Source organism: Phreatobacter sp., assembly GCF_022843985.1.
GTDB lineage: Bacteria > Pseudomonadota > Alphaproteobacteria > Rhizobiales > Phreatobacteraceae > Phreatobacter.
This window is the reverse complement of sequence record NZ_JALHMP010000017.1, coordinates 41,170-56,351: the sequence shown is the minus strand read 5'-3', so window position 1 is coordinate 56,351 and position 15,182 is coordinate 41,170. Positions and strand designations below refer to the sequence as shown.

General features: G+C 65.8%; 16 protein-coding genes. 10 read left to right on the top strand and 6 right to left on the bottom strand.

What is annotated here, in order from left to right:
- Position 1 precedes the first annotated feature (1 nt).
- The 4 genes from Q0C57_RS13130 to Q0C57_RS13115 all read left to right on the top strand — a co-directional run bounded on the left by Q0C57_RS13130 (position 2) and on the right by Q0C57_RS13115 (position 2,516).
- The gene (locus Q0C57_RS13130) at positions 2 to 1,258 is read left to right on the top strand and encodes a cysteine desulfurase (RefSeq protein WP_296576881.1); all 1,257 of its coding nucleotides are present in this window, start codon (positions 2 to 4) and stop codon (positions 1,256 to 1,258) included.
- A 42-nt stretch (positions 1,259 to 1,300) separates the two neighbouring features.
- Positions 1,301 to 1,672 carry an SUF system Fe-S cluster assembly protein gene (locus tag Q0C57_RS13125; RefSeq protein WP_296576880.1) on the top strand — a complete coding sequence of 124 codons (372 nt, stop codon included), beginning with the start codon at positions 1,301 to 1,303 and terminating at the stop codon, positions 1,670 to 1,672.
- A gap of 104 nt (positions 1,673 to 1,776) precedes the next feature.
- A complete protein-coding gene (locus Q0C57_RS13120; RefSeq protein WP_296576879.1) occupies positions 1,777 to 2,154 on the top strand; it encodes an iron-sulfur cluster assembly accessory protein in 378 nt (125 codons plus the stop codon).
- Positions 2,155 to 2,156: 2 nt separating this feature from the next.
- Complete coding sequence (locus Q0C57_RS13115; RefSeq protein ID WP_296576878.1) at positions 2,157 to 2,516, top strand: TfoX/Sxy family protein; 360 nt, start codon at positions 2,157 to 2,159, stop codon at positions 2,514 to 2,516.
- Here the strand turns inward: Q0C57_RS13115 and Q0C57_RS13110 are convergent.
- Together Q0C57_RS13110 and Q0C57_RS13105 are read right to left on the bottom strand one after the other, a co-directional pair.
- Entirely contained in the window at positions 2,503 to 3,555 is a 1,053-nt protein-coding gene (locus Q0C57_RS13110; RefSeq protein WP_296576877.1) for a GGDEF domain-containing protein, read from the bottom strand. The two genes, Q0C57_RS13115 and Q0C57_RS13110, sit on opposite strands and share 14 nt — an antisense overlap.
- A 114-nt stretch (positions 3,556 to 3,669) precedes the next feature.
- Entirely contained in the window at positions 3,670 to 5,166 is a 1,497-nt protein-coding gene (locus tag Q0C57_RS13105) for a DEAD/DEAH box helicase (RefSeq protein WP_296576876.1), read from the bottom strand.
- Between the two features lie 263 nt (positions 5,167 to 5,429).
- Here Q0C57_RS13105 and Q0C57_RS13100 point away from each other — a divergent pair, with 263 nt between their 5' ends.
- A complete protein-coding gene (locus Q0C57_RS13100) occupies positions 5,430 to 6,158 on the top strand; it encodes an alpha/beta fold hydrolase (protein WP_296576875.1) in 729 nt (242 codons plus the stop codon).
- 3 nt (positions 6,159 to 6,161) lie between these two features.
- Here the strand turns inward: Q0C57_RS13100 and Q0C57_RS13095 are convergent, their stop codons facing one another.
- Both Q0C57_RS13095 and parE read right to left on the bottom strand, forming a co-directional pair.
- Positions 6,162 to 6,623, bottom strand: a complete 462-nt coding sequence (locus Q0C57_RS13095) for a hypothetical protein (protein WP_296576874.1) — start codon at positions 6,621 to 6,623, stop codon at positions 6,162 to 6,164.
- A 2-nt stretch (positions 6,624 to 6,625) separates the two neighbouring features.
- Complete coding sequence (gene parE, locus Q0C57_RS13090; RefSeq protein ID WP_296576873.1) at positions 6,626 to 8,671, bottom strand: DNA topoisomerase IV subunit B; 2,046 nt, start codon at positions 8,669 to 8,671, stop codon at positions 6,626 to 6,628.
- Between the two features lie 227 nt (positions 8,672 to 8,898).
- Here parE and Q0C57_RS13085 point away from each other — a divergent pair, with 227 nt between their 5' ends.
- The 4 genes from Q0C57_RS13085 to argC all read left to right on the top strand — a co-directional run bounded on the left by Q0C57_RS13085 (position 8,899) and on the right by argC (position 11,454).
- Positions 8,899 to 9,387, top strand: a complete 489-nt coding sequence (locus Q0C57_RS13085; protein ID WP_296576872.1) for a TspO/MBR family protein — start codon at positions 8,899 to 8,901, stop codon at positions 9,385 to 9,387.
- 14 nt (positions 9,388 to 9,401) lie between these two features.
- The gene (locus Q0C57_RS13080) at positions 9,402 to 9,593 is read left to right on the top strand and encodes a twin transmembrane helix small protein (protein ID WP_296576871.1); all 192 of its coding nucleotides are present in this window, start codon (positions 9,402 to 9,404) and stop codon (positions 9,591 to 9,593) included.
- 17 nt (positions 9,594 to 9,610) lie between these two features.
- On the top strand, positions 9,611 to 10,189 hold the full coding sequence (locus Q0C57_RS13075) for a cob(I)yrinic acid a,c-diamide adenosyltransferase (protein ID WP_296576870.1): 579 nt from the start codon (positions 9,611 to 9,613) through the stop codon (positions 10,187 to 10,189).
- A gap of 215 nt (positions 10,190 to 10,404) precedes the next feature.
- The gene (gene argC / locus Q0C57_RS13070; protein ID WP_296576869.1) at positions 10,405 to 11,454 is read left to right on the top strand and encodes an N-acetyl-gamma-glutamyl-phosphate reductase; all 1,050 of its coding nucleotides are present in this window, start codon (positions 10,405 to 10,407) and stop codon (positions 11,452 to 11,454) included.
- A 33-nt stretch (positions 11,455 to 11,487) separates the two neighbouring features.
- Here the strand turns inward: argC and Q0C57_RS13065 are convergent, their stop codons facing one another.
- Both Q0C57_RS13065 and phaC read right to left on the bottom strand, forming a co-directional pair.
- Positions 11,488 to 11,922 (bottom strand): thioesterase family protein, encoded by a 435-nt coding sequence (locus Q0C57_RS13065; protein WP_296576868.1) that lies wholly within the window; start codon positions 11,920 to 11,922, stop codon positions 11,488 to 11,490.
- A gap of 2 nt (positions 11,923 to 11,924) precedes the next feature.
- The gene (gene phaC, locus Q0C57_RS13060) at positions 11,925 to 13,685 is read right to left on the bottom strand and encodes a class I poly(R)-hydroxyalkanoic acid synthase (protein ID WP_296576918.1); all 1,761 of its coding nucleotides are present in this window, start codon (positions 13,683 to 13,685) and stop codon (positions 11,925 to 11,927) included.
- A gap of 1,012 nt (positions 13,686 to 14,697) precedes the next feature.
- On the opposite strand from phaC, the gene Q0C57_RS13055 reads away from it, so the two are divergent.
- Positions 14,698 to 15,141 (top strand): hypothetical protein, encoded by a 444-nt coding sequence (locus Q0C57_RS13055; RefSeq protein ID WP_296576867.1) that lies wholly within the window; start codon positions 14,698 to 14,700, stop codon positions 15,139 to 15,141.
- Positions 15,142 to 15,182: the final 41 nt, after the last annotated feature.

The following is a 15,182-nucleotide window of genomic DNA, read 5'->3' as shown; positions in this document are numbered from 1 at the left end:
CATGACCCCTTCAGGCCAGCATCCGGCGGTCGCAAACGGCGGCTATGATGTCGATCTCATCCGCAAGGACTTCCCCGCCCTGGCGCTGAAGCCCTACGGCAAGGACCTCGTCTATCTCGACAATGCCGCCTCGGCGCAGAAGCCGCGGGCGGTGATCGACCGCATCTCCCATGCCTACGAGAGCGAATATGCCAATGTGCATCGCGGGCTCCACTACCTCGCCAATGCGGCGACGGAGGCCTATGAAGCGGCACGCGAGAGCGTGCGCGCCTTCCTGAACGCGCCGTCGGTCGACCAGATCGTCTTCACCCGCAACGCTTCCGAGGCGATCAACCTGGTGGCAGCCTCCTTCGGCGGGCTGGTGATTGGCGAGGGCGACGAGATCGTCCTGTCGATCATGGAGCATCACTCCAACATCGTCCCCTGGCACTTCCACCGCGAGAAGCGCGGGGCGAAGCTGGTCTGGGCCCCGATCGATGAGGAGGGGAATTTCCTCATCGACGAGTTCGAGAAGCTGCTTGGCCCGCGCGTCAAGATGGTGGCGCTGACCCACATGTCGAATGCGCTTGGCACCGTGGTGCCGATCAAGGAGTGCATCCGGCTGGCGCATGCGCGCGGCATCCCGGTGCTGGTCGACGGGTCGCAGGCCTGCGTCCATATGGAGGTGGACGTCCAGGACATCGACGCCGATTTCTACGTCTTCACCGGTCACAAGGTCTATGGGCCGACCGGCATCGGTGTTCTCTACGGCAAGAAGGAGCTGCTGGAGCGGATGCCGCCCTACAATGGCGGCGGCGAGATGATCTCGGTCGTCACCACCGAGGGCGTCACCTACAACGATCCGCCGCACCGCTTCGAGGCCGGGACCCCGGCCATCGTCCAGGCCATCGGCCTTGGCGCGGCGCTCGACTACATGCGCTCGATCGGCCGTACGGCGATCCGCGCCCATGAGGACAGCCTGGTCCGCCATGCCCATGAGCGGCTCGGGGCGATCAACTCCCTGCGCATCTTCGGCACTGCCCGGGACAAGGGCGCCATCGTCTCCTTCGAGATGAAGGGGGCCCATGCCCACGACGTCGCCACCGTCATCGACCGCTACGGTGTCGCGGTCAGGGCGGGAACCCATTGCGCCCAGCCGCTGCTTCAGCGATATGGCGTGACCTCGACCTGCCGCGCCTCTTTCGGTCTTTACAACACGACCGATGAGGTGGACCGTCTTGCGGAAGCCCTCCTCAAGGCCCAATCTCTCTTCGGCTGAGGCATTGCTGCCTTGGACCCTGACCCACGGACCTTGAACCCGATGGACGAGACCCAGACCCTCAACACCACCGTCGGTGGTGATACCAACGCCATCCCGCCGGAAGAGCTGGACCGTCTGACCGACGACATCGTCGCGGCCATGAAGTCGGTCTACGATCCGGAGATCCCCTCCGACATCTACGAACTCGGTCTCATCTACCGGGTCGATATCGATGATGCGCGCAAGGTCGCCATCGACATGACGCTGACCTCGCCGTCGTGCCCGGCAGCCGCCGAACTGCCCGGCATGGTCGAGAATGCCGTTGCCAGCGTGCCGGGGGTCTCCGAGGCCAAGGTGACGATCACCTTTGACCCGCCTTGGGACCAGAGCCGCATGTCCGACGAGGCCCGTGTCGCCCTCAACATGTGGTGATGCCGCGGGCGGCAAGAGGGATTTAACTCGGACGCGGCACTGTCTATAGTCAGACCTGCGCTTTGAACGCCGGACCTTGAATCCGGGCGCCTTCGGAGACCAAGATGCCCTTGCCCAGAATGCAGGCCATGCGCCTGACCCAATCCGCTGCCGATCGGGTGAAGGAACTCGTTCAGGCCTCCGGCCACGATACGTCGGGACTGCGCGTGGGCGTCACCAAGGGCGGCTGCGCCGGGATGGAATATACGATGGAATTCGTTGATGCCCCGGCTAAATTCGACGAGATCGTCGAGGATCGGGGCGTGCGCGTCTTCATCGACGCCAAGGCGGTGCTCTATCTCCTCGGCACCGAGATGGACTACGTTACCGATAAGCTGTCGGCCAAGTTCGTGTTCAACAACCCGAACCAGACCTCGGCCTGCGGCTGCGGCGAATCGATTGCCCTGACGCCGGCCAGGCCCGAGGCTCTCGGCACGGTGTGACAATGGCGCCGACCGATCCCGATGTCCTCGTGGATCTCTTCGCACCCTTCGCGCCCGTTACGATCCGCCGCATGTTTTCCGGCCATGCCATCTACCGCGCCGGCGTGGTCTTCGCGCTTTCGATCAGCGGCGAAATTTTCCTGAAATGTGATGCCGAAAGCGCCCCGACATTTGTCGCGGAGGGCCTGACGCCCTTTGTCTATGCAACACGCCGGGGTGAGACGACGGTCGGCAGCTATCGCCGCATGCCGGAGGCTTGTTTCGACGACGAGGACGCCTTGAGGCGCTGGGCGAACCTGGCTTGGCAGGCCGGTCTCAGGGCGGATCGCGCGCGACCCCGCCGGCCGGTCAAGCCACCTTGAGTTCGGCTTCCGGATCGGTTTCGCAGACGACGCGGTTGCGGCCGTTGCGCTTGGCCGCATAGAGGCAGCGGTCGGCGCGCTCGTACAGGCTGGCGACGGTGTCGCCGGGACGGAAGCTCGCGACGCCCAGTGATATGGTGATGCGGCCGAGATTCTCGCTGGTCGAGCGCTTGATCAGTTCCTTGGTCATGACCGAGCGGCGGATGTGCTCGGCCACCGTCACGGCCGCGCGCAGCGTCGTGTCGGGCAGGATGATGGCGAATTCCTCGCCGCCGTAACGGCAGGCGAGGTCCTGTCCCTTGACGTTCTGCTTCAGCGAGAGCGCCACGAGGCGCAGCACCTGATCACCGGTGAGATGGCCAAACGTGTCATTGAACTTCTTGAAATGGTCGATATCGCTGACAAGCAGGCTCAGGGGCATCTCGGACTTGTTGGCGAGCGACACGGCCTTGGCAATCGACTGGTCGTAATATTTCCGATTGCCGAGAGAGGTGAGGGGATCGGTGAGCGACTCCGTCCGCACCGCGTCGAGATTGTCCTGCAGAAGCTTGATCTCGCTGCGCGAGGCTTTCAGCCGCTGCTCCAGCGCCTTGTTGTTGGCCTCGATCTCGCGGGTCGAGCGAATCAGGTTCTCGATGATGGTGCGGACACCCTCGGGCGAGCCGACTGAGGCGAGCCGGGCGGTGGCACCGGCAAGGTCGTTGCCGTAGGCATTTGCCTGACCGGCGGCCGAATCGATCATCGACATGACGTGGCCGATTTCGTCCATGACCCGGTTGCCGACCACGTCGAGCTTCTCGCCCATGCGGTGCTGGGAGAGGAAGGTATCGTAGATCGTATCGAGCTGTTCCTGGGAAATGCTGCCCTTTTCGGACAGGACCATGTTCAGCGCGTCAGACAGATCGGCATAGTAGCCGGACGCGTAGCAGTACCAGATCTCGTAGTTGCGCGGCATGGCCGCCAAGCTGCGGCCCTTGATCTGAGAGAACGCCAGCTCGCCGAAGCTGTAGCTGCGCTCAATTTCGTCGCGGTTGTCCATCGGGGGCAAGCCTGTGCTGGGCGGGAGGGAAATGCCGATCCGCCCTTCCGACCTCAGCGGGGAGGCTAGCCCGATAATGCTTTATCGCAGGTAAAAATTAGACGTTACGCAACGTCATTTTCCGCGGTACGTCACCGGGCGCAGGAGGAATTGCGGCATGTGCGACATGTCGGCCTCCTCCGAGGCGGCGGGACGGGCCGAACTGCGGTCGCGGGACACCGAAGACTCTGACTGACGCGTCGCCCGCTCGGCTCGCGCCGGCCGTTCGCCTCGCGCCGGCCGTTCAGCTTGCGCCGGCCGTTCGGCTTGCGCAGGGGGTTCGGCACTGCGCGGGGCTGCCGCTCGTTGCTCGTCCGGGCGCCGTGCCGAGCGTTCCTCGCGGGCGCGCAGTTCGCCACGGGGTTCGCCGCGGCCGCCGGATGACCGGCCAGGGCGTCCGCCGGCGCCGCGCCGCTCGCGCTTGGCCTCGCTGGCTTCCTCGTCGGAGATCGCATTGCCCGCCCATTCGATCGGCTGACCGATCAGCTTCTCGATGGCCGAGAGGAGCTTGGTGTCCTCCGGCGTGACGATGGTGATTGCCGTGCCGAGACGCCCCGCGCGGCCGGTCCGTCCGATCCGGTGGACGTAATCCTCGGCATGGTGCGGCGTGTCGTAGTTGAAGACATGGCTGACGTCGGGAATATCGAGGCCGCGGGCCGCCACATCGGAGGCGACGAGGAGTTGCGTCTTTCCGTCGCGGAACGCCGTGAGAGCGGCCGTTCGGGCGCTCTGGTCCATGTCGCCATGCAGGGCAGCGACGGAGAATTCATGCTTCTGCAGCGACTTGTAGACGGTCGCGACCTCGCTCTTGCGGTTGCAGAAGATGATCGCGTTCTTCAGGCTGTCGGCGTCGCGGATGAGGGCGCGCAGGGTGTCGCGCTTCTCGAAGTCCTTTTTGCCCGATCGCACCAGGCGCTGGGTGATGGTGGTGGCGGTGGACGCCGCGCGGCTGACCTCGACCTTGACCGGGTTGTGCAGGAACTGCTCGGTGATGCGCTGGATCTCCGGCGGCATGGTGGCCGTGAAGAACAGCGTCTGGCGGGTGAAGGGCACCATCTTGCAGATGCGCTCGATGTCCGGAATGAAACCCATGTCGAGCATGCGGTCGGCCTCGTCGATGACGAGGAGCTCGACGCCGGTCAGCAGCAGGCGGCCGCGTTCGAAATGGTCGAGCAGGCGGCCCGGGGTGGCGATCAGCACGTCGACGCCGCGGGTCAGCTTGGCATCCTGGTCGCCGAAGGAGACGCCACCGATGAGCAGCGCGACGCTCAGCTTGTGGTTGACGCCGTACTTGACGAAATTGTCCTCGACCTGGGCGGCGAGTTCGCGCGTCGGCTCCAGGATGAGCGTTCGCGGCATGCGGGCCCGGGCGCGGCCCTCCTCCAGCATGGTGATCATCGGCAGGGTGAAGGCGGCGGTCTTGCCGGTGCCGGTCTGGGCGATGCCGAGGACGTCGCGGCGGGCGAGAACGTGCGGGATGGCCTGGGCCTGGATCGGGGTCGGCTCGGTATAGCCTGCCGCAGCGACGGCAGCCTGAACCTTGGCGCTGAGGCCGAGTTCGGAAAACGTCATGTTGTCAGAGTGTCCTTGTGGTCTGGCGGGGTCTTGCGACGATGTCTTGAGGCGTTAGGCGCGAAACGGCTTTCGCGCGTGGCGGCCCCTAGAACCCACGAGGCCGAACGGACAGTGCAGCGAAGGACCGGCATTTGCAGCGACCTTCGACGCGGCGCAACATAGTCTCAATTGGCTGATTGTCAACGAATGTCACCTGTGCGAACGCTTCCCGGCGCAGCCGGTCGGGCGGGATTCGCGGCGCATGGTGAAGGATCAGAACCATGTCGCTTCCTGCCTCGTCGCGGCCCGGCCCCGGGCGCCCGCCACTCGTTCTCGTGCCCGGCCTCAACTGCACTGTCGAACTGTTCGGACCCCAGGTCGAAGCCTTTGCCGGGCGCTGCGACATCACCATCGCCGACCATGCGCGCGATGAGACCATCGCCGGCATCGCCGGGCGGCTGCTCTCCGCCGCGCCGCCGCGATTCGCGCTCGCCGGCCTGTCGATGGGCGGCTACGTGGCGCTGGAGGTCATGCGGCAGGCGCCGCAGCGGGTGGAGCGCCTCGCCCTTCTCGATACACGCGCCAGTCCCGATGCGCCGGAAGACACCGAGATCCGGCAGGTGGCGATCAAATTCGCCGAGACCGGTCGCTTCGACGACATTCACGGCATTCTCTGGCCGCGGCTCGTCCATCTCGGGCGCCTCGGCGACGCGGCCCTGGAGAGCGTGGTCAGGACCATGGCCGAAAAGACCGGTCCGGCGCGTTTCATCCGCCAGCAGCGTGCCGTGATGGGTCGGGCTGACTTCCTGCCCGCACTCTCCGCCATCCGTTGCCCGACCCTGGTGCTGGTGGGGGCGGAGGATGCGATCACGCCGCGCTTCATGTCGGAGGACATGGCCGATGCCATTCCCGGATCGCGGCTGGTGGTCGTGCCTGATTGCGGGCACCTGTCGACGCTGGAACAGCCGGCGGCGGTCAATGCGGCGCTGGAGGCCTGGCTCGGCGCCTGACAGTCAGCGCAGCGCCGAGAAGGAGACCTCACCAGGCGGGCCGATCGACAGCAGGTAGCGGCGGTTGCGGTCGGTGCCGATGATCCGGCCGTCGAGGACGATGCGGGCGCCATTGGCGTCGGGCTCGACGCGGTAATCCCCGACGCCGATGCGCCAGTCGAAGATTTCCGGGATTTCCTCGGTGGCGGCCACGGCCGGGCGGCCGGCAGCGTCCTCGGGCCGGTTCAGCCACTGGACGAAGAGCCGCTGGGCCCCGTCCGGCGATCCTGAACGCAGGAGAACGATGCGCGTGGTTCCGCTCCGCTCGCCTGACGACCAGCTGCCCGTCGCCCGCACGAACATCACCTCCGGGGCGAGGGTGGAGAGGGCACGGACAGGGTCGGAACCCTGGGCGCGAAGGGGCCCGGCGGCGAGGGGCGTCACCAACAGCACCAGGCCTGCCGATACCGCCAGCAGCCCTCCCATGGTCAGATATCCAGCTCCTCGGCGAATTCGGCGCGTTCCTGGATGAAGGCGAAGCGCGGTTCGGCCTTGACGCCCATCAGCCGCTCGACGCTGTCGGAGGTCTCCGGGCGGTCCTCGGGCACGATACCCACGCGCAGCAGGGTGCGCACCTTCTTGTCCATGGTCGTCTCCTTCAACTGCTGCGGCATCATCTCGCCGAGGCCCTTGAAGCGGCCAATCTCAACCTTCTGGTTGCCCTTGAAGGCGGTGCGCAGGAGTTCGTCCTTGTGGGCGTCGTCGCGCGCATAGAGCGTCTTGCCGCCCTGGGTCAGGCGGTAGAGCGGTGGCACGGCCAGATAGAGATGGCCCTGGTCGATGAGGCGCGGCATCTGCCGGTAGAAGAAGGTGATCAGCAGGCTGGCGATATGGGCGCCGTCGACATCGGCATCGGTCATGATGATGACCCGCTCATAGCGCAGGTCGTCGTCGCGGTAGTGCGAGCCGGTGCCGCAGCCGAGCGCCTGGGTCAGATCGGAGAGCTGCTGGTTCTGGGCGAGCTTGTCGCGCCCCGCCGAGGCGACGTTGAGGATCTTGCCGCGGAGCGGCAGGATCGCCTGGGTCTGGCGGTCGCGGGCCTGCTTGGCGGAGCCGCCGGCGGAATCCCCCTCGACGATGAAGATCTCCGAGCCGGCGGCGGAAGTGTTGGAGCAATCCGCCAGCTTGCCGGGCAGGCGCAGCTTGCGCACGGCGGTCTTGCGGCTGACATCCTTCTCGGCGCGGCGGCGCAGGCGTTCCTCGGCCCGCTCGATGACCCATTCGAGCAGTCGGTTTGCCTGGTTCGGATTTCCGGCGAGCCAATGGTCGAAGGGGTCGCGGATGGCGTTCTCGACGATGCGCGAGGCCTCCGAGGTCGCGAGCTTGTCCTTGGTCTGGCCCTGGAATTCCGGCTCGCGGATGAAGACCGAGAGCATGACGCAGCAGCCCGAGAGCACGTCGTCGGCAGTGGCCTGGGCGGCGCGCTTGTTGCCGGTGCGCTCGGCATGGTCCTTCAGGCCGCGCAGCAGGGCGATGCGCAGGCCCTGTTCGTGGGTGCCGCCGTCCGGTGTGGGGATGGTGTTGCAATAGGAGGAGACGAAGCCGTCCTGGTCGCCGACCCAGCCGATGGCCCACTCCACCGAGCCGTGGCCCTGCTTGTCGAGCCTGCCGCCAAAAATGTCCGGGTGGACGCGTGTTGCGCCGTCGAGGGTTGCGGCGAGATAGTCCTTGAGGCCGCCGGGGAAGCGCAGCACGGCCTTGTCCGGCGTGTCGATGCCCTTGACGAGGTCGGGATCGCAGGACCAGCGGATTTCGACCCCGCCGAAGAGATAGGCCTTGGAGCGCGCCATCTTGAACAGGCGCGCCGGCTTGAAGGTGCTCGTCTCCTTGAAGATCTCCGGATCCGGCACGAAACGTACCCTGGTGCCGCGACGGTTGTTGACGCGGCCGAGTTCCTCAAGGCCGGTCTGCGGAATGCCGCGCGAGAAGCGCTGGCGGTAGAGCATCTGGCCGCGGGCCACCTCGACGTCGAGCGTCACGGAAAGGGCGTTGACGACCGAGACGCCGACGCCGTGCAGGCCCCCGGAGGTCTCATAGACCTTGGAATCGAACTTGCCGCCCGCATGGAGCGTGCACATGATCACTTCGAGCGCCGACTTGCCAGGGAACTTCGGGTGCGGGTCCACCGGGATGCCGCGGCCGTTGTCGGTGACGGAGAGCGAGCCGTCGGACGACAGTTCCACCTCGATCCAGGTGGCGTGACCTGCCACCGCCTCGTCCATGGCATTGTCGATGACCTCGGCGAAGAGATGGTGCAGGGCCTTCTCGTCGGTGCCGCCGATATACATGCCCGGGCGGCGGCGCACCGGCTCGAGCCCCTCAAGAACCTCGATGTCGGAGGCGGAATAGCCCTGTTCGCCGGGCGTGCCGGCCGCCTTGACCGCCTTGGCGGGCTCCGGCCGGGCGCGGGCCACCGACGGCGGCTTGGCTGCGGGTTCCTTCGGGCCTCCGAAAAGGTCGTTGGAATTGTCCATCGTCATAACATCCTCAGGCCGCGGGGCGGCCGCGAATCACCCAGCGCCATGATGGCATAGCGTGGCTTCGGCACGAACGGAACGGAAACGCTCCGGACGCATCGGCGCTCCCTGCCGGGGGCGCCGTCCTGCCTCGCTACCATGGCGGTGGCGTGGTTTGCGGAACGCCGCTGATCCCCCTGCGTTGCCACAACGTAGTGGTCCGCATGAGCATGAGGAAGCCCGGCGTGGACAATCGGATATCGACCGGCGGCACCGTCGCGGTCCATGCGGGCTTCATCCTGGTCTGCGCTCTGGTCGCAGCCACCGGGGGTCTTGCGAATTCCTATGGACTCACGAGCTGGTATCCGGCCCTGGTCAAGCCCATCTTCAATCCGCCGAACTGGGTCTTCGGCCCCGTCTGGACTGTTCTCTATGTCATGATCGCAGTGGCCGGTGCGCGCTACGTTCTCTCGCCCATGCGCGACAAGGAACCGGTGCTGGCACTCTACGCCACCCAGTTGGCGCTCAACGCGGCATGGTCCTGGGTGTTTTTCTACGGCCAGTCCATGGGCGCGGCCATCGCCGTCATCGTTGCCCTGTGGTTCGCCATCCTTGCCACCATCGTCTATGGCTGGACCAAGGATCGCTTGGCCTCCCTCCTTCTCATCCCCTATCTTGCGTGGGTCAGCTACGCCACTTTGCTGAATGTCGCCCTCTGGCGGCTGAACGGCTGACAGGAAATCGCCCGATGTCCTTCAATATGCTCGTACCCGTAGCCATCGCGGCCGTGGCCATTGTTCTGGTCATGGGTCTTGCAAACATGATGCGGGGCGGCGACCCGAACACGTCGCAGAAATTGATGCGCTGGCGCGTCGGTCTGCAGTTCGTCGCCATCGTCATCATCGTCATCGCCATCTATTACAAGTCGAGCGGCGGCTGAGGACAGGGACGAACGGCATGGTCAAGCTGAACAAGATCTACACCAAGACCGGCGACGACGGGACGACGGGGCTGGCGGCAGGACCGCGGCGGCTGAAGTCGGATCTGCGCGTCGAGGCCTATGGCTGCATCGACGAGGCCAATTCGGCGCTCGGCGTCGCGCGGCTGGCGACCGCCGGACACCCCGTGGTCGACGCAATGCTGATGCGAATCCAGAACGATCTGTTCGACCTTGGCGCCGATCTCGCCACACCTGATCTCGGCGAGGACCTCGGTTACGAGCCGCTCCGTATCGTCGATGCCCAGGTGAACCGCATCGAGCAGGAAATCGACCAGCTCAATGCCGAACTCGATCCGCTGAAAAGCTTCATCCTGCCTGGCGGCAGCCCCGCCTCGGCGCATCTCCACGTCGCCCGCACCGTGGCGCGGCGGGCCGAGCGGATCATGGTCGACCTCGTGCGCCGCCCGGGCGAGGGGATCTCGGCACCGGCGCTGAAGTACGTCAACCGCCTGTCGGACTTCCTGTTCGTGGCCGCGCGCTATCTCAACGACAAGGGCAAGGCGGACGTGCTCTGGGTGCCGGGGAAGAACCGCTGACGGACCGTCGGTCGGACCTGTCTTGACAGTGACATGAGCCGATTGCATGAAGCGCTGATGTCACCGGCCTTCACCCGTTCCCGACGCTCCATCTTCATCCAGCGATGAGCGCGCGGGCCCGTGCCCTGATAATCGATCCGATTGCCGCGCTCCCAGCGCGGCTTTTTTGTCCGTGACATGCTGAACCCGACTTCTCGCACCCTGCGGAGACTGCCATGGCGACCAAGGCCAAAATCGCGATCCTCGGAGCCTCTGGTTACACCGGCGCCGATGCCGTCCGCCTTGCCGCGCGCCATCCGCATGTCGAGATCGTCGCTTTGACGGCGAACACCCATGCCGGCAAGGCGATGGTCGACGTCTTTCCGCATTTCTTCATGCTCGATCTGCCGAAGCTGGTTGCCTGGGAGAGCGTCGACTGGACCGGCCTCGACGCCGTGTTCTGCGGCCTGCCGCATGGGACCACCCAGGAAATCACAGCCGCGGTCCTCGCCGCCAATCCGAAGATCAAGATCCTCGATATGTCGGCCGATTTCCGTCTGCGGGACGGCGCGACCTATGCCGAGTGGTACGGCCACGAGCACCAGGCGCCGGAACTGCAGAAGGAGGCGGTCTACGGCCTCACCGAGCTCTACCGGAAGGAGATCACGGCGGCGCGCCTCGTCGCCTGTCCGGGCTGTTACCCGACCGCGACGCTGCTGGCGCTGGTGCCGATCGCCAGGGCAGGCCTCATCCATGCCAACGACATCATCGTCGACGCCAAATCGGGCGTCACCGGCGCCGGTCGCGGCCTGAAGCAGAACACGCTGTTCTCGGAGGCCGGCGAGGGGCTCTCGCCCTATTCGATCGGCAAGCACCGCCATGCGCCCGAGATCGAGCAGGAGATCGGCGTTGCAGTCGGCGGCGAAGTCACGATCAATTTCACGCCCCACCTCATTCCCATGGCGCGCGGCGAGCTTTGCACGTCCTATGTCCGGCTGAACGGGGCGACTGCCGACGATCTGCGCCAGGCCCTGGCCGAGGCCTACCGGGACGAGCCTTTCGTCCATGTGGCGCCGAAGGGTGTCGTGCCGCAGACCCAGAATGTCCGCGGCTCCAACTACGTGCAGATCGGCGTCTTCGCCGATCGCATTCCCGGCCGCGCCATTGTCATCTCGACGCTCGACAACCTGGTGAAGGGTTCGGCGGGACAGGCGCTCCAGAACATGAACCTTGTCCTCGGTTTTCCCGAGACGACGGGCCTTGAGCAGATCGCCCTGTTCCCCTGAGCGGGCGAGGGCGCAGCCGCGGCGCCGGGCTCCTCACCGCATCATCAGCCGCGCGAACTTGGCGCGCTGGACATCGTTCCACGGCGTCGAGCGCTTTGTCGCCTTGTCGACCTGGGCTGTCGTCGTGGAAGCCGAGATGTGCCGCATGCCGTCGACAAAAACGGCCTGGTCGAAGGTGAGCGACGAGGATCCCACCCGGCGGATGCCGGAGACGATCTGGACGAAGCCGGGGTAGAGGATCTCCCGGTGGAACTCGATCTCCATGTGGACGAGCGAGATGCCGCGCCCCTCGGCCGTCAGGCGGATGCCCTCGCGGTCGAAGAATTCGGTGCGGCCAATCTCCAGATAGGTGCCGATGACGGCATTGTTCACATGGTTGTTGGGGTCGAGATCACCGTAGCGGACGGGATGCACGGTCAGGAACGGATAGGCTTCGAGCGCCGGGCGCTCGCTGGGCGGTACAGGCACTGTCAGTCCTTCACTTTCACATAGCGCCCAGGGGCGTCCTCGATGGGCGGATGGGCATTGGAGCCGATGCGGCGCGCCTCAACCTCCGCGCCGTCGTGGCTGCGGATCCATTCGCGCCAATGCGGCCACCAGGAACCGGGATGCTCGCTGGCTGCGGCGATCCAGTCCTCGAAGGTGCCCTCCGGCTTGCCGCCGGTCCAGTGCTGGTATTTGTTCTTCGCGGGCGGGTTGACGACGCCGGCAATGTGCCCCGATCCGGCCACCACATAGTCAACCGGTCCGCCGAAGCACTGCGAGCCGATGAAGACCGAACGGGCCGGGGCGATGTGGTCCTCGCGGGCGGCCAGATTATAGACCGGCACCTTGACCTTCTTGAGGTCCAGGGTCTCGCCCGCCACCTGCATCCGGCCCTGGCTGAGATCGTTCTGCAGGTAACAATGGCGGAGATAGAAGGAATGGTTCGCCGCGGGCATGCGGGGGGAATCGGCGTTCCAGTAGAGGAGGTCAAAGGGCATCGGCTGCTTGCCCTTCATGTAATTGTTGACGAAATAGCTCCAGATCAGGTCGTTGGAGCGCAGCATGTTGAAGGCATTGGCCATTGCCTTGCCTTCGAGATAGCCCGTTTGAGCCATGCGCTTCTCGAGGCTCTGGATCTGCTCTTCGTCAACGAAGACCTTGAGATCGCCGGCATAGGTGAAGTCCACCTGGGTGGTGAAGAAGGTCGCCGTCTGGACGTTGTCGATGCCCTTCGCCGCCATGTAGGCGAGGGTCACCGCCAGCAGAGTGCCGCCGACGCAGTAGCCGATGGTATGAACCTTCTCCTCGCCGGTGATCTCGCCGGCCACGCGGAAGGCCGATAGCGGTCCCTCCAGCATGTAGTCGTCGAAGCTCTTGGTGGCGTGGCGCTGGTCCGGATTGACCCAGGACACGACGAAGACTGTCAGGCCCTGGTCGACCGCCCATTTGATGAAGCTCTTCTCCTGGGTGAGATCGAGAATGTAGAATTTGTTGATCCAGGGCGGAACGATGACCAGCGGCACCTTGCCCACGGCCTTGGTCGTCGGTTCGTATTGGATGAGCTGGATCAGGTCATTCTCGTAGACCACCTTGCCCGGCGTCATGGCGAGGTTGCGGCCGAGCGCGAACTGGCTGTCGTCGGACTGGCGGATGCGCAGGTCGCCGCCACCGCGCTCCACGTCCTCGGCGAACATTTTCATCCCGCGCACGAGGTTCTCGGCGTTGGACGAGATGGTCTCGCGCAACAGTTCCGGGTTGGTGACGACGAAATTCGACGGCGAGAGCGCGTTGGCGATCTGCTTGGCGTAGAAGGCCGCCTTGTGCTTGAGGTGCTCGTCGAGTTCGGCCTCGGTGACGAATTTATCGGCAAGATGGGTGGTCACCAGATAGAACTGCTTCAGGAAGTCGAAGAACGGGTTCTTCTCCCATTGCGGGTCCTTGAACCGCGCGTCGCGCGGGTCAGGCCGGGCCACCGGCTCGGCGGGTTCTCCCGCCATGGACTTCAGCGACTGCGTCCACAGGTCCATGTAGCGGGTGGCGATTTCTGTCTGCGCCACGATGGCCCGCTGCGGGTCCTTCAGCCAGAATTCCGCGACATGGCCGAGAGTCTTGGCGACGTCGGCGACGCCGTCCGGCGAATCGGCGGGGTGGGCGCCAGCCTCGCGCGGCTTGAGATAGGCGGCGAGTGCCTTGCCGCCGAGCTCCACCATCCTGGCAATGTTGGAGGACAGCCGCTCGACATCCATGGCCTGGAAGCGGAAGGGGTCGTCGCCAGCCGGTTCCGGGGCAGGCGCGGCGGCTTTCGGTGCGACGGTGACGGGTGCGGGTTCCGGTGGCGGGATCGGGGCCGCGCTCTTCTCGGAACGGTTTTCGCCCAGCAGGGTCGAGAGCGGCAAGCGCGCGGCGGGCACGGCCCGGCGTGGCGAAGTTGACGGTGCGACGGGCTTTACCGGCACCGCAACCGGGGGTGCCTTGGCCGCCGCGGCGGGCGGTGCAGGCGCGGCGATGCGCAGCGCCGTGCTCTCGGCGGTGGCGCTCTTGGCGGTGGCGCTCTTGGCGGTGGCGCTCTTGGCGGTGGCGTTCTTGGCGGTGGCGTTCTTGGCGGTGGCGTTCTTGGCGGTGGCGCTCTTGGCGGTGGCGTTCTTGGCGGTGGCGTTCTTGGCGGTGGCGTTCTTGGTGGTGGCGCTCTTGGTGGCGGCACTCTTGGCGGGGGTGGGTCTGGCGTTAGCGGGCTTGGAAACTGTTGCCGCAGGCTTGCGCTTGGGGGATGGCGCAATCGTCGATGTTTTGCTCCCGGAGGGTTCGATCCTGGAGATTGCGACCTTTGCTTCCGTCTTCGACACGGGCTGCGTCGATTTGGGTGCGGCGGCTTTCGTGCTCCCGGATTTGGGGCTGCCGGCCTTTGGCATCTTGGTCCTTGCCTGCGTGACCTCGGCCGCCTTTGCCGTCACTGTTTGGGACAAGGGCGCTACGGGCTCGGCCGGGCGTGCGGATGCGGCGTCCCGCTTTTTCGACCGCTTGCCGGACTTTTTCTTCTTCATCCGGGGGGCCGCTGCGACCTCATCTTGCGGGGAGGGCGCTTTCCGCGAGGCCTTAGGCGACTTCGGCTTGCCCGAATCGCGTTTCGCCATGAGCGTCCCTCCGAAAATCGCCGCTTTCGTCCATTACGAAATCGGTCCACTTTTTCATCTGAGCATATTAGGAAGGCGATGCGGTGGCCGCCAAGCAAAAGATGTGCGGCTTCCCTCGGAGAGCGCTATGGCAGTTTCATCCCGCCGCTTGGTCGACCGCGCCGCGCCACGCCTTGTTGTCGTGACGCTCGCCGCGCTGGCGCTCGCCGGTTGCCAGCACGCCAATGACGGCTATCCCTCGCCCTATGGCCCTTCGCAGCCCACGCCCCTGCCGCCGGTCGCTGGCGGCGGCCTCTGGTATCCCGCGCCGATCCGGGCGACGGGTTACGGTGCTGCGTTGTTGATCGCGCGTCTCCCGCCCCCCGATCGCGTGGCGCCGCCACCACGTTCCTCCGAGACGCCCGAACTTCTGACGCCGGCCGAGCAGGCCGCCCGCCGTCAGGAGCTTGAGGCGGCCCGTGCCGGCACCACGCCTGCCATGGCGCAACGGCTCGAACGGCAAGGCCGGGTTCGCGGGGCCGGAGCCGGCGCCCGCCCGGCCATCGATCCGGCGGAAAGCGACCGCGACTAGGACGAAAGACGGCAGGGATCGCACGGTCGTCCCGTTCCAAG

What these genes read in the sequence shown, in the direction of transcription:
- Q0C57_RS13130 (WP_296576881.1), top strand. Translation starts at nt 2, where the DNA reads ATGACCCCTTCAGGCCAGCATCCGGCGGTCGCAAACGGCGGCTATGAT.
- Q0C57_RS13125 (WP_296576880.1), top strand. Translation starts at nt 1,301, where the DNA reads ATGGACGAGACCCAGACCCTCAACACCACCGTCGGTGGTGATACCAAC.
- Q0C57_RS13120 (WP_296576879.1), top strand. Translation starts at nt 1,777, where the DNA reads ATGCCCTTGCCCAGAATGCAGGCCATGCGCCTGACCCAATCCGCTGCC.
- Q0C57_RS13115 (WP_296576878.1), top strand. Translation starts at nt 2,157, where the DNA reads ATGGCGCCGACCGATCCCGATGTCCTCGTGGATCTCTTCGCACCCTTC.
- Q0C57_RS13110 (WP_296576877.1), bottom strand. Translation starts at nt 3,555, where the DNA reads ATGGACAACCGCGACGAAATTGAGCGCAGCTACAGCTTCGGCGAGCTG.
- Q0C57_RS13105 (WP_296576876.1), bottom strand. Translation starts at nt 5,166, where the DNA reads ATGACGTTTTCCGAACTCGGCCTCAGCGCCAAGGTTCAGGCTGCCGTC.
- Q0C57_RS13100 (WP_296576875.1), top strand. Translation starts at nt 5,430, where the DNA reads ATGTCGCTTCCTGCCTCGTCGCGGCCCGGCCCCGGGCGCCCGCCACTC.
- Q0C57_RS13095 (WP_296576874.1), bottom strand. Translation starts at nt 6,623, where the DNA reads ATGGGAGGGCTGCTGGCGGTATCGGCAGGCCTGGTGCTGTTGGTGACG.
- parE (WP_296576873.1), bottom strand. Translation starts at nt 8,671, where the DNA reads ATGGACAATTCCAACGACCTTTTCGGAGGCCCGAAGGAACCCGCAGCC.
- Q0C57_RS13080 (WP_296576871.1), top strand. Translation starts at nt 9,402, where the DNA reads ATGTCCTTCAATATGCTCGTACCCGTAGCCATCGCGGCCGTGGCCATT.
- Q0C57_RS13075 (WP_296576870.1), top strand. Translation starts at nt 9,611, where the DNA reads ATGGTCAAGCTGAACAAGATCTACACCAAGACCGGCGACGACGGGACG.
- argC (WP_296576869.1), top strand. Translation starts at nt 10,405, where the DNA reads ATGGCGACCAAGGCCAAAATCGCGATCCTCGGAGCCTCTGGTTACACC.
- phaC (WP_296576918.1), bottom strand. Translation starts at nt 13,685, where the DNA reads ATGGATGTCGAGCGGCTGTCCTCCAACATTGCCAGGATGGTGGAGCTC.
- Q0C57_RS13055 (WP_296576867.1), top strand. Translation starts at nt 14,698, where the DNA reads ATGGCAGTTTCATCCCGCCGCTTGGTCGACCGCGCCGCGCCACGCCTT.